Origin of the sequence: Cupriavidus consociatus, assembly GCF_017814975.1 — a bacterium.
GTDB lineage: Bacteria > Pseudomonadota > Gammaproteobacteria > Burkholderiales > Burkholderiaceae > Cupriavidus > Cupriavidus consociatus.
Window position 1 is genome coordinate 107,121 of record NZ_JAGIQA010000022.1, and the last position, 13,513, is coordinate 120,633.

The 13,513-nt window shown below is 60.9% G+C and carries 14 protein-coding genes; 2 read left to right on the plus strand and 12 right to left on the minus strand.

What is annotated here, in order from left to right; translation table 11 throughout:
- Positions 1-88: 88 nt before the first annotated feature.
- The 12 genes from J8I82_RS26290 to J8I82_RS26345 are packed head-to-tail and all read right to left on the minus strand — an operon-like array spanning position 89 to position 11,523.
- Positions 89-940: an ATPase gene (locus tag J8I82_RS26290; RefSeq protein ID WP_209761768.1), complete on the minus strand. Its 852-nt coding sequence runs from the start codon at positions 938-940 to the stop codon at positions 89-91.
- Positions 941-984: 44 nt separating this feature from the next.
- Entirely contained in the window at positions 985-1,602 is a 618-nt protein-coding gene (locus J8I82_RS26295; RefSeq protein WP_209761769.1) for an IncC plasmid conjugative DNA transfer DtrJ family protein, read from the minus strand.
- Between the two features lies 1 nt (position 1,603).
- The gene (locus J8I82_RS26300; RefSeq protein WP_209761770.1) at positions 1,604-1,900 is read right to left on the minus strand and encodes a hypothetical protein; all 297 of its coding nucleotides are present in this window, start codon (positions 1,898-1,900) and stop codon (positions 1,604-1,606) included.
- Entirely contained in the window at positions 1,875-2,381 is a 507-nt protein-coding gene (locus J8I82_RS26305) for a hypothetical protein (protein ID WP_209761771.1), read from the minus strand. Before J8I82_RS26305 ends, J8I82_RS26300 begins: the two co-directional genes overlap by 26 nt.
- Positions 2,382-2,387: 6 nt before the next feature.
- Positions 2,388-4,253 (minus strand): conjugative transfer system coupling protein TraD, encoded by a 1,866-nt coding sequence (traD, locus tag J8I82_RS26310; RefSeq protein WP_209761772.1) that lies wholly within the window; start codon positions 4,251-4,253, stop codon positions 2,388-2,390.
- Positions 4,250-5,488 (minus strand): TraI domain-containing protein, encoded by a 1,239-nt coding sequence (locus J8I82_RS26315; RefSeq protein ID WP_209761773.1) that lies wholly within the window; start codon positions 5,486-5,488, stop codon positions 4,250-4,252. The genes traD and J8I82_RS26315 overlap by 4 nt, the downstream gene beginning before the upstream one ends.
- Positions 5,485-6,540 (minus strand): TrbL/VirB6 family protein, encoded by a 1,056-nt coding sequence (locus J8I82_RS26320; RefSeq protein WP_209761774.1) that lies wholly within the window; start codon positions 6,538-6,540, stop codon positions 5,485-5,487. The genes J8I82_RS26315 and J8I82_RS26320 overlap by 4 nt, the downstream gene beginning before the upstream one ends.
- A 10-nt stretch (positions 6,541-6,550) precedes the next feature.
- Positions 6,551-7,309 carry a TrbJ/VirB5 family protein gene (locus tag J8I82_RS26325; protein WP_209761775.1) on the minus strand — a complete coding sequence of 253 codons (759 nt, stop codon included), beginning with the start codon at positions 7,307-7,309 and terminating at the stop codon, positions 6,551-6,553.
- A 17-nt stretch (positions 7,310-7,326) separates the two neighbouring features.
- Complete coding sequence (locus J8I82_RS26330; RefSeq protein ID WP_209761776.1) at positions 7,327-9,783, minus strand: VirB4 family type IV secretion system protein; 2,457 nt, start codon at positions 9,781-9,783, stop codon at positions 7,327-7,329.
- Positions 9,777-10,106: a conjugal transfer protein gene (locus tag J8I82_RS26335; RefSeq protein ID WP_209761777.1), complete on the minus strand. Its 330-nt coding sequence runs from the start codon at positions 10,104-10,106 to the stop codon at positions 9,777-9,779. The genes J8I82_RS26330 and J8I82_RS26335 overlap by 7 nt, the downstream gene beginning before the upstream one ends.
- 1 nt (position 10,107) lies before the next feature.
- Positions 10,108-10,455 (minus strand): TrbC/VirB2 family protein, encoded by a 348-nt coding sequence (locus tag J8I82_RS26340; RefSeq protein WP_116386141.1) that lies wholly within the window; start codon positions 10,453-10,455, stop codon positions 10,108-10,110.
- Between the two features lie 18 nt (positions 10,456-10,473).
- Complete coding sequence (locus tag J8I82_RS26345) at positions 10,474-11,523, minus strand: TadA family conjugal transfer-associated ATPase (protein ID WP_209761778.1); 1,050 nt, start codon at positions 11,521-11,523, stop codon at positions 10,474-10,476.
- A gap of 354 nt (positions 11,524-11,877) precedes the next feature.
- Here J8I82_RS26345 and J8I82_RS26350 point away from each other — a divergent pair, with 354 nt between their 5' ends.
- The gene (locus tag J8I82_RS26350; RefSeq protein ID WP_209761779.1) at positions 11,878-12,585 is read left to right on the plus strand and encodes a VirB8/TrbF family protein; all 708 of its coding nucleotides are present in this window, start codon (positions 11,878-11,880) and stop codon (positions 12,583-12,585) included.
- A gap of 15 nt (positions 12,586-12,600) precedes the next feature.
- Complete coding sequence (locus tag J8I82_RS26355; protein WP_209761780.1) at positions 12,601-13,509, plus strand: TrbG/VirB9 family P-type conjugative transfer protein; 909 nt, start codon at positions 12,601-12,603, stop codon at positions 13,507-13,509.
- Positions 13,510-13,513 lie beyond the last annotated feature (4 nt).

Genomic DNA, 13,513 nt, shown 5'->3' on the forward strand with positions numbered 1-13,513 from the left:
CCATCTGTCACTAGGCGATAGCAAGTGACCCCACGGTGTAACTTGTGGCCCCTGGTGTGACGTGATCACACCAGCTGACACATATGGCTTACATCCCGCGCACAGTCGTCATCAGCTTCAGGTGCGTGGTGTAGCTGCGCAACCCCAGCGGCTGGAACTTGCGCAGGAAGCGCGTCACTTCGTCGTTGACGTCGCTCTGGTCACGGATGCCATTCCAGACCATGAAGTCGAACTGGTCCATCGTTTGGTCGAACTTGATCAAGATCTGGAGTGCCCGCACGGAGAAGCGCGAATACGCCTGAACCTCGAGCGAAAGGGAGGGGCGCTGTATCGTCGGCACAAACACGATCTCGTCTTGCGCGCGCATTTCCTGTTCCCGTTGCTCGCGGTAGGCTTTCGCCACTCGCAATTGCTCGTCCACATAATCCTCAATCTTCGAGAGTTCGCGCTCCAGGTAGTTTTCGAGTGTCGACAATTCAGAGCGCGAGAACGTGGCAGCGCCGAAGCGCTGCAGGTTCAGCGACATCCGGTTCATGTACGGCCACCATTGCTCGAACAGCGGCCGCAGGCGGGTGTGATTGAGCTTGAGCGCCACTGGAACAACTGCCGCACCGGCGAGCTCGCGATTGAGGATCTGCAGGCCGAGCTCGCGCCGGCGTCGAACGATCGCCTGGCGGTCTTCAGGCGCCAGGTCCCGAAAAAGCTTACGGGTGCGCTCCACCTGAGCCTTGCGCTCCTCATGATCCGCTGTCGAGATCAGACCTTCCTGGCGCAGTGCATCGGCCGATTGCTCCATCTCCGCGAGCTCGGTCTCGACGTCGCCAGAACTGTCAATTGCGCCAAGCGTTGGAGGTGTTGCGACGAGCGGCGCTGCAGCTACGTCGGTCGGCGCGGATTGCTGCAGGGTCTCTTCGGTGGGGGTCAAATCGGTAGTGGTCATGATGTTGTTCTCCAATATGGGGCCGGGCACCGTTACGGCACCGGCTACTTGCCGACATGGAAAGACGCCGCAAGGCGCCAGCAGAGCAGGCCAATCAGGCAGACACCAAAGGTCCACCAGGTCGCCAGCATGGGAAGGGGTAACAGCAGGGCAGACGCCCCGAAGCCGAAGCAGAGCGTCAATCCATGGGCCGCAACGTGGAATGTCACCGGGTTGGCGAACCCAGCCCCGGCGGCGCGAATCTTTCGTGATACGGTCCCGTCGTTGAATAGCGCAACGAACAGGACGATCGCGCCGAAAGCCCAGTGATGAGCCACCGCGGCTCGGTACACCGCACGGTAGATCGTCAGCCAGAAATGCTGCATCCAACCTCTGCCGAAGGCGGCGGCGCCCCCGTCGGAGAAACTGGTCTGGCCGTCGGAGCCGGTGAACGATGCCTTGACCGCACCGCTTTCGATGAACCACTTGTGAAAGCGGGCGTTGGCCAGCGAAACGACGTTATCCGTCCTTTCCTGGCCGAGCACGCGTTCAACCGACGCCTGTTCGGCCTCACTGATTTCGAAGGCGCGATCATTCTGCATGAACGGCGCCAGGGTGCAGATCATCAACGGCGAGACGATCAACCACAAGCGTACGTGCGAAGCGAAACGGCTGTTGGCCATGTCAGATCCAGCGCAGTGCCAGCCATAGCGGCAGGCTCAGAAAAGCGAACAGAGCGCCCCAGAAGATGGCCGGCTTGTCTACCGAAATCTTGATGAGCGCAAAGCATGCCGCAGCCGCTCCGCTGGAAAAGGACTGGGGCATCTCCTGGGCAACCCGCGGCGGCGCGGTCAACCATTCGTGCATGTGCAGCGCGAGCGCGGGGTCGACACCACAGAGCCTGGCCGCAAGGCGAGCGGGAGCCTGTTTGAGTCGGATTGCCGCCCGGCGCGCGTCAGTGTGAAAAGTTGCCAGCGACATCGTAATTCTCGAAATAGCGGGTGAAGGTGTAACCCGTCAGGACGCGGGCGGCGAGCTGAAACGCTGCGCAGCGTTGGGTGATCTCACCCGGCGCGGGCTCGTCGACGACGCGGCAGACATAGCCTTCCGGCTGGCGCTGCTCGAACGCCGGGATGGATTCGTGAAACGGATACCAGACGTTGTACTTTTCGCCCTTGAACGCGGCATAGCGCTTGCCATAGAGCTCGTGAGCGCGGGAGAACAGCCCCATCATGAAAGCGACGTTGGGATCGCCGTGCTTGCGGGCGGCGCGCCACGCCGTGATGCCGTCGGCGAGCATTTCCTTGACCAGCGGCTCCTCGCGGACGCGGAAATTCACGCCGATGTAGTCGACTAGCCGCGTGCAAATGTCATCGAGGTCCGGCGATAGCGAGAGCACCGGCGAGAGCTTCGCCGAAAGCTTGTATTCCTTGACGATTTGTCGGAACAGGCTGCTGCGCATTGGTATTTAGTCCGTGATAATTGGGATTCGACCCTGGTAGACGGCGCCCCCAGAGATTCGAAGGAAGTACTGCAGGTTCGGCAGTTGCATGACCAGGTCGTGCGGAATGAGCGGCGCCTTCTCAAGCTGAGCCGATCGAGACACAGAGCCGCTGAACTCGCCGACATGGGCCTCCGTTCCGGTGCTGGTGCTGCTTGAGACGACCAGGTTGCGGATGGCTGTGGTGCCGACTTTCTCGGAGAACCACTTGGCCGTGTCGATGTCTTCCAAGCGTAAAACGATCTGGTTGTTCAAATTCCCCAAGACCTGCTGCATTTTCGCCACGTTTCCAAGTTTGGCCGTGAAGTCCGAGCGGGTCTGGTAAGCCACGAACGCCCTAAAGCCTGCCCCGCGGCCCTTGTTCAGCAGCTGGAGCAACTGCTCGTTGATAGCCTCGGCCGCTTCGTCGACAACCAGAACGATCTCGGGCGGCTTCGCGTAAAAGTTGTAGATCGCGCCGGCGACAGATGCGATGTCGGCCAGCAGCATCGACATGACCGCCTGCGCGACCATCGAATTGGATAGCGAATCGGCGCCGACATAAAGCACAGCCTTCTGCTTGATGACCTTGTCGATATCCCAGATCTCGCGGTCGTCCTCAAAATCGTCCGCTTTGGGCGCGAGCATCAGTCCGGTCTCACCGGTGGCGAGCATCTGCAGAAGGGGCAGGGCAGAGGCAATGATCCGGCCATAGTGGTCGCGGTCGTGCTGAAAGGTCGAAATCAGGCCATCGATCGTCTCGTGCCCCTTTCCGAGTTTGGCGAATCGATCGATGTACATACTGACCATGGCATCCAGGCGCGTGCCACCCATCTTCTGTGCGACCTTCTGCATGTACGCGGTGACTTCTTCTTCCCAATCCGGCCTGCCGGCCTCAGGGAAAAATCGCTCCAGTGCTCGCTCGAGCAAATTGTTGATGCCGTTTTGCGCGTACTGCAGGATCGACCGGAGATTCGGCTTGTCGCCCACGTACAGCTCGCCCTTGACGGATCGGTCAATGAACAGGAAAGCGAACTGGCGAAACGGACCTTCCTCCATCAACTGGGCGATGCGAGTCGGAATTTCCGACGGCTGGGACCAGTTCTCCAGAGGGTTCAGCCGGATGGATTGCGAGGGCGCCGCCTGTTTCCAGTACAAGAACTTGCGTCCGGTGCGCTCGCACTCGCGCTTACACCGTGCCACCCAGTCGGGATCGTTCTTCGGATCGATCGCGATCAACACGTCATTGGGGTTGTGGATCACCTGTGTCGAGATCAGCTCGAACGTCCGTGTCTTTCCCGACCCCGTGGTTCCGCTGATCGACGTGTGCCCGCCCATTGCCTTGTAGTGAAATGGAACGGGGCCGCGCAGGGATTCCATGCCCCCGATCCAGGATTTGCCCTGTGGCGAGCGGTCCGCGATGCTGTGCTCGGGGGCGAACGCCTTCTCGATGGCTTTGACGGTGTCCTTGGGCAGCCATTTTGGCAGGCCCGGGATATCGCTTGATGGCATGCGCAGGATATCGTGGGCGATCTGACAATGCTTCTGAGTCCATTCGTAGCCCGTGCCCAAATACATGGCATCTTCGTCTTTGTCGGCGGACCGCAGTCGTCGGCTCTGTACTAGAAGATCATCGATCTTGGTCAGGGTCAGCCATTTCGTGGAGATGGCAAGCCGGAACCGCAGCGCCCGCCACACCTGTGTGGAGCGAACGACCAGGAATACCAGGCAAACCAAAGAGAAGTAGGGCGCGTTGGGCATGCCGCTTACGAGCAGCAGCACCGACGCCAGCGCCCAGCCGACCGCGGCCCGGAACTCGTAGATTGGGCGGAAGTGGTTGATGTAATGATTCATGCGTCGGATTGCGGGCCAGGCATGATGAGGTTCCCAACTTCGTCAAGCAGCAGGATGTCCTGGCCGACGATCTTGTAGAGATGCTTGAACTTGCGCAGATGCTCAATGAGCGTGTCGGAGGCAATGCCATAGTTGCCGAGCGACCGCTTGCTGATGGCAACCTTTCCCTCAACCCGCGTCACCTTGGTCTTGCCGGCGGCCGCGTCCTGCGAGAGCGCCTTGAAGAACTCGCGCATGAGGTTCGAGGTGCCGGCGAGTGCCTTGAAGGGATCCTCGGGCGTCGGCTCCTTGCGCAGCGAACGGGCACCGTCGAGCTGTACCACGTTGCGAGACGTCTCAACTCCCGCGTGCGGTTCGCTGGCCGCTGGCGAGCCATCTGCCGTATCAGGCGAATCCTGACGGCTACCTGCCGTTGGCGATGGCGTTTCTGCTACTGTTTTCGCAGTATCCTCGCTCGCTCGAGGAAGGTTCGCTGGCGCCGTCGGGGCGTCGGCTCCATCGGCGGCCAGGATTTGCGCCGCCGGCGCTGGGGTTGCGTCTGGGGCAAAGGCGGCACGACGGGCCTTCACCTCGAACTGGGTAGTGGTGTCGATCGCTTGCCGCACAACCTTGTGCAGGAGTGTCTCCAGGCCTGACGGCCGTGGATCGGGGTTGATGGCGCCGAACAGTTCGGAGAGCACGTGGCTGTCGAAAGCGCCCAACCGTTCTGCCCCGAGGATCTCTCGCGCGAGCAGCGCCGTGCGCATCCGTTCGACCGGTAACGCTGCCTCCCGACGCGTCACGTGGTAGGTGTCAGCGCCGAGCCAGCTGCCGAACGCCCCGTGTGCGGCAGGAACCCATTCCGCTCCATCCCGATGCCGAAAGAACTGGAAGTGGCGACAAGGCTCGTCCAGTCGCGAACAGCAGGCAGCCAGAAAGAGCGCATACAGGTACTGAGGTTCAAGCTGGCGCCGGCGTTCCGACGTCTGGTCCGCGCCGAATTTCTGGGCGCCGGAAAGGCGCATGGCGAAGTAGGCCGCCTCGACCGTGGCACGAAATGCCCCGCCGGGCTCGGCGTGCTCGGCCGGCCGAAGCGGCACGCTGGAGAACCATGCGGCGCAGCGTTCCAACACACTCAGCCACTTGCTTCTGAAGTCTGCCTCGTTCGTCTCGTTGGCGTATTGCCGAACCAGCGCGAGACGTCCGTCGTGGGCTGCCAGCAAGTCCGCAGCAGGCAAGGGCAGATGGACCGTCATTTCTTACCCTTCTTGGCGAGGAACCCGCCGATGCCCCCAGCTGCCTTCATGCCCAGGCGTGCGGCGGCGCCACCGCTCAGGCCGCCCCCCGATCCAAAGACCGCACCCGCCATCTTGGGAATCTCCAGTGCGACCAGCAGCATGAACAAGGCAACGCCAAGGGCATAGGCGGCGCCAGCTAAGGATTTGGTACCAATGCCGGACTGATCGACGATGGTGGAAGTAAAAGCGCTTGAAACGAGCCGCGCCATGATGGTTGCGATGACGATATACATCGAAGCGCCGATCATGAAATCGAGCCACGACATGAAATAGCGCCGTGTGTAGTCGGAGAACGCCAGGGCTACTGCAAGGGGGCCGATCACGATACCCACAGCGGCCTGAATCTCACCCAAGGCGATGAAGAAGCTGTACATCAGCGCTGCCACCGCGCAGACCACGAACGTAAAGAGAAGAATCAATCCCGAAACCGCCACGCCGAGCTTGCTCAGACCGCTTGCCGCGTCCATCGCCTGGTTGTACGAGTCCAGAAATCCCGCGCCCACCGAGATGAGGGTCATCGCCGGATTGCTGGATCGCGTACCGGCAATCTTGTTGGCGAGCGTCGTGAACCAATCATAGATGCCCGGCGCAAATTGGCTGTATCCCACATAGATCGAGGCGAGGATGCCTAGCACCATGATGGTTTCCAGGATGTCGTTCCATGCGCTGGTTGGATCATTCGTGGCGGCGAACCGGATGGCGGCAAGCGTCAGCGTAATGAGCGCCAATCCGTATGCCACCTTGTCCGTCTCCGATCGGATGCTCTGACTGAGTGAGGTGGCGCCCCCAATCAGGCCGGTGCGGAAGGAATCGAACTGCCCAATCCAACTCTTGAGGGATTCGGCAACAGTGCCCGTCGGACCCGAAAATGACGGCGGGGTCTGGGCAGACTCCTCGGACTGCGAAGGGGGCCCGCTTTCGGGACTCGTTGACTGAGCAAAGGCCGGGGCGGTGTGCAAGAGCACCGCGGTGAAAAGCAGAACCAGTAGGCGCAATAGCATGGCGTTCATTGCAACCGGATCAGTCAGCTTGCAGCTTGCGGGAGAACACGCGGGCGCGCAGCTGCCTGAGTTCTTCATCCTGCGCGATCGTAATCGCGCGCATGGCCTCGGCGCTTTGCGATTCCTTCGCGACGCTCTGTTGTTCCTTGTCCGCGTCGGCTTGAGCGCGAACGCTCATGAGCTGCAGCAGATCCGAGTTCTGGCTGGCGAGCACGTCCAGCATCTGGTTGGTCGTCTGCGCCGCGGCTTGCGCGGTCGGCGAGAGCTTAATGTTCGATTGAATCCTTTGCCGGCGCTTCGCCACTGACTGCGTATTCTTGTAGATTTGCTCGCCCAGGCTGAACAGGGCCTTGGCAGTCTTGTCGCCGTTCCTAAACAGATTGCGCTGGTCCTCGAACCATTGCTCCTTGGTTTTTCCCGAAGCGACGACCATGCTATGAATCTTCTTCAGGTAGTCGGCATTGTCCGAGACGGTGCCGTAGAGGTCCTTGAGCGTGGTGCCGTAGATCTCGTACTTACCGATGTCATCGGCGATGGAGTCCAGTTGCTCCGTAATGGCGGCCACATCCAGACCGGTGGCCTGCAGAAGCTGGTTGGCCATCATCTTGTACTGATAGATGATGTTGGTATTCTCGTAGACCTCGGTTTTCAGCGACTGCATTGCCGTCATGGTGGTCTGCACGAGGCCAACCCAATCGGTGACCGGCAGGGCAGCGTGGGCAGACGAAGCCCCGAAGACCGAGGTTGCGATGGCGATGTTGGCGATCCACTTCTTCACGTTGAGATTCTCCAAAGTTATGCGGCGCGCGCGAGCATCTCGCGCACATAGCGGTCCTGCCAATCGGTTTCCCCCGACGCGTAGTGCTTGTCGCAGATGGACTGCGCAACCCCGTCCGAGCGCAGCATGGCCACCATCTCGTCGGAGAATGCCGTTTGCAGCATCCGGGTCTGGGTATTGGTGATCAGGAGGTAGTCGCGGTTAGGCACAGCGTCTGAAATCAGCTGCACCTGGTCATCGGTCAGGCCGAACTTTTCCTTGTAGAGCTCGGGGCTGGTCTTGGCCTGGCTGTTCGGCAGGTAGATCCAGTTGGCGATGTTTTCCTTGAGAATCTCGAAGTTCGCCACGCGTGCAATCTGACGCAGGGACTGCGTCGCGGACCAGATGGCGCCATTGAGCTTGCGGATGGTGGTGATCCAATCCTCGTAGCGCCGATAGAATCGCTCGTTTTGGAAGAAGAAGCCGCATTCCTCGACCTCTATGATCGTGTAGCGGATGCCATCCATCGACTGACTGATCCGGTAGAACGCATAATCGGTGAACAGCACCGCTGCGCGTTCGTACTTCTGGAACAGTTCACCCATCTCGATACACAGGTTGTCGCTAACCGCGAAAGCGTCCTCGGCGTGATCGAAGAAGTGCCCGTACTGACCACCCTTGAGCCAGATCTGAAGCCGCTCGCGCAGGTCGGCATGCAGCATCGTTGAGAGCGAGCTGAGGGTCCAGCGCTCGCGAGGGTAGCCAGCCAGCAGCTTGACGGCTTCAAAGAGATCCTGCACTTGCTGAGGCGACAGCGTGAAGCCGTCATCCTCGAGGGCGAGCGTCAGCCACTCGGTGATGTAGGTGAAGTTCTTCGGGTCGGCCAGCAGCGACAACGGATTGACCGGCGTGCTGGTCTGAAACTTTCCGGTGACGTCAATGAAGGTGCCGCCGCTCAGCAGCGTGGGTATGCGTGTGGAACGGTCCTTGTCGAAGCGAATCCGCCGCGCCTTGTGCCTGTCGCCTTGCGACACCAGGAAATTCAGGAAGACCGATTTGCCCGCACCGATCGGGCCGATGACGAACAGATGGCCATTGCCGCCGCGCTGATGCATGTCGACGCGCTGAATTGTGCGGTGGCGCGTTGGCAGGCAGGTCAGGGGAGGCACTTCCGCTCCGGTCTTCTCGCTCAGCCACGCGTTATAAGACGGACCTTCCAGGACCGAGCGAACTGGCGCGATGTCGGACACGGCCGGCGTTTCCACGAACTGAAGGCGGCGTTGCTTGTCCCAGCGACCAGGCAGGGTACTGTTCCAAGCGGGCATCAGGTTCGCCTTCTCGCGGATCGTCCCGAAGCCGGCGTTGGTCAATGCGCCGACCACCTCGCTGACGGCGTCCTCGCATTCACCTTCAGAATCTGCGTAGACAATCACCGAGATGTTGGCAAAGCCGTGTTGGATCCCCTCGGCGGTGAGTCGCTTGAGTGCGTAGCCCGCTTCCTTGGCGAGTTCCTCGCGGCCCTCGTCGTTCTCGCTTTCCTCCTTGGAGACGTACTGCTTCATCATGGAGCGCAGATTCACCGCCGCCATCTTGTAGAAACGGCGAACCTTCTCGATGTAGGCCGTGGCGCGCGCGGTGTCCAGAAAGCGGTACATGATGCAGATATCCAACTCGGCATCCACGTGCATCAAACTGTCAAGTGCCGCTTCCTGGAAGCTCATCCATTCCTTCACCGCGACAACCGCTGCATAGCGCTTGCCGTGGGCGGATTCGAATAGCAATCGCTCGGCGCCCACCGTGACTTCGGATTCCGTCAGGTGCGAGTCGAGCAACGTGACAGGAAACCGGATGCGGCGCGGCGGCACGCTAGGATTGGCGACCTGGTGAAGCGCCGCATAGCTGTCCTGCATGGTGAGGCGGGTAGGCTTGATGCGCGGAATGCCGCCGGTAAAGGCATCGAGCATGGCCTCAAAGCGCCGGGTATCTGCATGCATCCTCTCCATATCGAAGGCGAAGGCGCTGCGAGACAGAACCGTGTCTTTTGCGGCCTCAACGATGGCGCCGTACACGGACCGCCCCCCGACCGTCATGTGATACCCAATCTTCTCGAAGAACTTTGCAATGCCCGACTCGGGAGTGTAGGCAATGCTGAGGGCGTGCGTACTCCGGAAGTAACGTCCGGTGGTCATATGCGCACGGTTCAGTGCGTTCAGACGTGCGTCGGCGCTGTTGCTGAAATCGCCATCGATGAAGCCAGTTGTGCGGCGGTGGGACAGCCGCCACCAGGCGGTGATGCGGTTGTCGAAGGATCGGCAAGCCTGGTCGAGTTGATCGCGGGCCGAGGTAATGTCGCTGGCATCGGCGCTATCCGCGTCGACACCACGAAACTCATAGGTCGCCAGAAGTGATCCATCCTTGTTCAGGATCAGCTCCGGCGTAATGGACGTGAGCCACGGCACGATCTCGGCCAGCGGCCGGCGTTTCAGTTTCAGCATGGCAGGTCGCTGTCAAAGCCGTAAGGCCGGCGAAAGACCGAGTGAGATTTTCCGTGCCAGGGGACCGAATCGTACAGGTCACCGTACATGTTGTAGACGTTGAGAATCTGGTTCCACCATGGGTCACGGCTAGTCAACCAGGCCAGCAGCGCATGGTTGCAAAGACCGCTGACGAAGATCGCAGCCGGGATCTCCCAGCCACTGCGATATGTGACATAGATCAGCAGCGCGACGATGGTGCCGTTGGCGATGGCCAGTCCGCGCACCGCGCCGGCGATCAGGCGCGGCATCGACAAGCCGATGCTCACATGATGTTTGCGCATGTCAGAAGCCGGTGCAGGCGGCCACAATATTCAGCGTCTTGAGGATCGACGGTGCCGCCGCGGCGAGGCCGACGCCCACGCAGGCCCCCGAAATGAACTTGGACAGGCTCGACTCCGCATTGGCATAGGCGTACGCGCCGAGCACGATGACGATCAGGCCAATGACGAAGAGGTACTTGGTGTTGATGAAGGTGGCGATGCCGCAGATGAAGTTGCCGAGATTGCCGAGGAACGAATCGTCCGCGGCGGCGGCGGAGGTGGCCACCGCCATCATGCCGACGAGCAACAGGACGGATGGCGCATACTTGCGTGCGGTAGCGCGGGCGCGCAGGGAGAACTGGGAGGTCATGCGGAGGGACTCCTGAGGTTAGAAAACGCGTTGGAATTCGTAGTCGTTGTTGCGAAAGCCCTTGATCTCAATGATCTCGGAGAGCACGCGCATGTCGCCTGATCGCTTCATGTGCACCACGTAGTGAATGCAGTCTGCGATGAGCCGGCGCATGTCCTCGACCTTCCATCCGGAGCCGGGTGGAATGCCGAGGAGGGCCATGCTTTCGAGACGGGACAAGGCCATGCGTGGGCTTGGTGCGTGAAGAGATCCCATGCCACCGTCGTGGCCGGTGTTGAAGGCCTGGAGCATGTCGTATGCTTCGCCGCCGCGGACTTCACCAACGAGAATCCGGTCGGGCCGGAAGCGCAGGGAAAGCGCAACGAGATGCTGCGTGGTGACCCCCTTGTCAGCGTTGGATAGCAGGCGCACGACGTTCGGCACGCTGGGCTTGAGTTCGGTCGTGTCCTCGATGGTGATGACGCGTTCGTCCGGCGGGATCTCCCCAACCATGGCGTTGAGAAGCGTGGTCTTGCCAGAGGACGTACCGCCTGCGACCAGGATGTTCTTGCGTTGTCGGACAAGCTCTCCAAGCGCCTGGGCGAGCGCTTCGTCCTCGACGCGACCGGTGAAAATGGGTGTTTCGGCTTCCGTGCGCGCGTGTCGCGAGGAGAAGGCGCCGGCCTTAACATAATCCGACAACCGCATGTTCTTCTCGCGATGGCGACGAATGCTAAGGGCGTGTCCATCGATCGAGGTCGGCTGCATCACCGCCGCAATCCGCAGGCCCTTGTGACCCGCGTTAATGATGCCCTGTGACGTCCCGCGGACTGCGGACTTCTCGACGGAGGAGGCGAGAGACCGGATTGCCCCTTCGACCTTGAAGGGATCGAGCTCGACATCGAGGCGGGTCATGACGCCGCGCCGCTCGACCCAGATGCTGTTGTGGCGGTTGATCATGACTTCTGCGACATCATCCGCATGGATGACGTCGTGCAGCGGCGCCAGCGATTCGAAGAACATCGAAACGGCGCTATCGGCCAGCTGCGTGAGCTGCAGAAGAGGGTGGTTGGCGGACGCTGATTCCATGCCCGCTATTGTTGGCGGGCAAAGCCTGACTTTGCGTACCGAAAGCTAGGCCATTTTCAGGAGCTTTCGATCGAGTCTGCAGCGTGTGGCGGCACCGTCGTCGCGAAAAGGAACATGTTCCCTCCAAAATCAGCGAAAGGCGCGGTTAAATCCTGAGCATTCGAAGGGTGATGGGCCAATGCTGTCGCTCAGCATGTGCAATCGGCAGAACCGGCATCGGAAACTCGTTCGCTCGTTAGCATTGAAGGCCGATGCGACAAATATGGAAAGCTCTGCAAAATGGCATAGCTTTCGAGGCCAGGTAGAGCGCAATTCGCTGATTCAATTAGCGGCATCCCAAAGTCCTGCCGCCACATGCGCTTCTCTCGCAAATCCACCGACAAAGCCAAGCCCCTGACCGTTGCGCCGGGCATGTATGGCGAAGAGCGTCCGGAGCAAGTCATTTTCGATCGGACCACGCGAATCACCGTGGACCGCAACCACTGGAAGCTCGCTACCGCCGGCGCCGCATGCCTCGCGCTCGTCGCAATTCTGACCCGGGAGCCGCCGCCGTCGGTGGTGAAGGTGGTGGGCGTGTCGGCGGATGCGACGGGCAAGCCCATCACGCGTGAATTGGACGCTTTCCACCCCGATGAACGGCAAGTGCAAGCCGCGTTGAAGGATCTTGTGCAGCGGTGGTTCACCATCGAGCCCATCCTGACGCCGCAGGTCGAATCATCGCGCATGGCGGCGAACCTGCGTTCGGTGCGAGAACAGATGCTGGGCTCGGCGAAAGAGCAGTTCAATGCATGGGTGGACGAGGATGAGCCGTTCCGGCAGGTGATGGCATCGCCGACGCTCACACGCGAGCCCAGGTTCACCAACATCGCAAGCCTGCCCGACAGCACGGTCGTGGTCGAGTTCGTCACCACGACAACCGAAGACGGGTACAAGCCGCGCAAGCAGCGGTACGCGATCACCTTTCGCTACCAGGTCAAACCGGCCGACAAGGAAGCCATGCTCGGCACGAATCCGTTTGGCGTGTTCCCCATCTTCTTCTCGATCCAGAAATCCGCGGCCTGAGCCGCGACTATGCCCATGGAAGCCCGTACCCCCTCCCGAGTTCTCCCGCCGGTCATCGCCCTAGGGCTGGCATTGTTGCTTTCGATTCCGGATGGCAACGCAGCGGACAAGACTGGGCGCCGTCTTGGCGCTGGCATTGCCGGGCTGGGTATCGGCGACCTGAGCGACGCCATGAATCCGGCGAATCCGTTCAATGGCGGTGTCGATCCTATCGCGCTGCCGGGTGACTCTCGGCTCGTGGTGTTCACGTACAGCCGGGACCAGATTTTCCGCGTGCTGAGCGCGCCATTGAAGGTCACGACCATCGAGTTTCCGGACGACGAGCAGATCGTTGGCGATCCCGCCTGGGGCGAGAACGTACGTTGGGACTATGACACCGATGGCGCCAACCATCTCTACGTGAAGCCGCAGGCGGCGGGCCTCGTCAATACGCTGTCGGTGAACACGAACAAGCGAAGCTACGAGTTCACGCTGGTGTCGTCGCCTCTGGGCGGCATCTTTTACCAGAAGGTGCGATTCCGCATTCCGACGTCGATCTCGGCCAAGGTCAAGGCCCGCAATGACTCGCGTAGCGAGCAGGCGGACAATGGGAAGGCGACAGAGGGCGATTCGCGTAACGTCGACGCCGTGGCGGTGCCGCCGGACCAGCTGAATTTCGAATACGCCATTTCGGGAAGCGCCAGCTTCAAGCCGGAGACCGCTTTCGACGATGGTAAGGCGCTATGGCTACGGTTGCCTGCCGCCGCGTTGCAGAGCTGGCCGGTCGCCCTGGTGAAGGACGGCAGCGACTTCGTGGTGGTGAACCAGATCCGCCGTGGCGGCTATCTGGTGGTGCAGCGTCTGGCCGATACCGTTGTGCTTCGCGCCGGCGACGATGAAGTCAAGATCGAGCGCGGCCGGCGTCGCGTGTTGGGGCTGTTCTGATGCG

Bases quoted from the DNA above. Each gene is read 5' to 3' on its own strand.
- J8I82_RS26350 (WP_209761779.1), top strand. From the start codon at position 11,878: ATGCGCTTCTCTCGCAAATCCACCGACAAAGCCAAGCCCCTGACCGTT.
- J8I82_RS26295 (WP_209761769.1), bottom strand. From the start codon at position 1,602: ATGGCCAACAGCCGTTTCGCTTCGCACGTACGCTTGTGGTTGATCGTC.
- J8I82_RS26335 (WP_209761777.1), bottom strand. From the start codon at position 10,106: ATGCGCAAACATCATGTGAGCATCGGCTTGTCGATGCCGCGCCTGATC.
- J8I82_RS26300 (WP_209761770.1), bottom strand. From the start codon at position 1,900: ATGTCGCTGGCAACTTTTCACACTGACGCGCGCCGGGCGGCAATCCGA.
- J8I82_RS26305 (WP_209761771.1), bottom strand. From the start codon at position 2,381: ATGCGCAGCAGCCTGTTCCGACAAATCGTCAAGGAATACAAGCTTTCG.
- J8I82_RS26330 (WP_209761776.1), bottom strand. From the start codon at position 9,783: ATGCTGAAACTGAAACGCCGGCCGCTGGCCGAGATCGTGCCGTGGCTC.
- traD (WP_209761772.1), bottom strand. From the start codon at position 4,253: ATGAATCATTACATCAACCACTTCCGCCCAATCTACGAGTTCCGGGCC.
- J8I82_RS26345 (WP_209761778.1), bottom strand. From the start codon at position 11,523: ATGGAATCAGCGTCCGCCAACCACCCTCTTCTGCAGCTCACGCAGCTG.
- J8I82_RS26290 (WP_209761768.1), bottom strand. From the start codon at position 940: ATGACCACTACCGATTTGACCCCCACCGAAGAGACCCTGCAGCAATCC.
- J8I82_RS26315 (WP_209761773.1), bottom strand. From the start codon at position 5,488: ATGACGGTCCATCTGCCCTTGCCTGCTGCGGACTTGCTGGCAGCCCAC.
- J8I82_RS26355 (WP_209761780.1), top strand. From the start codon at position 12,601: ATGGAAGCCCGTACCCCCTCCCGAGTTCTCCCGCCGGTCATCGCCCTA.
- J8I82_RS26340 (WP_116386141.1), bottom strand. From the start codon at position 10,455: ATGACCTCCCAGTTCTCCCTGCGCGCCCGCGCTACCGCACGCAAGTAT.
- J8I82_RS26320 (WP_209761774.1), bottom strand. From the start codon at position 6,540: ATGAACGCCATGCTATTGCGCCTACTGGTTCTGCTTTTCACCGCGGTG.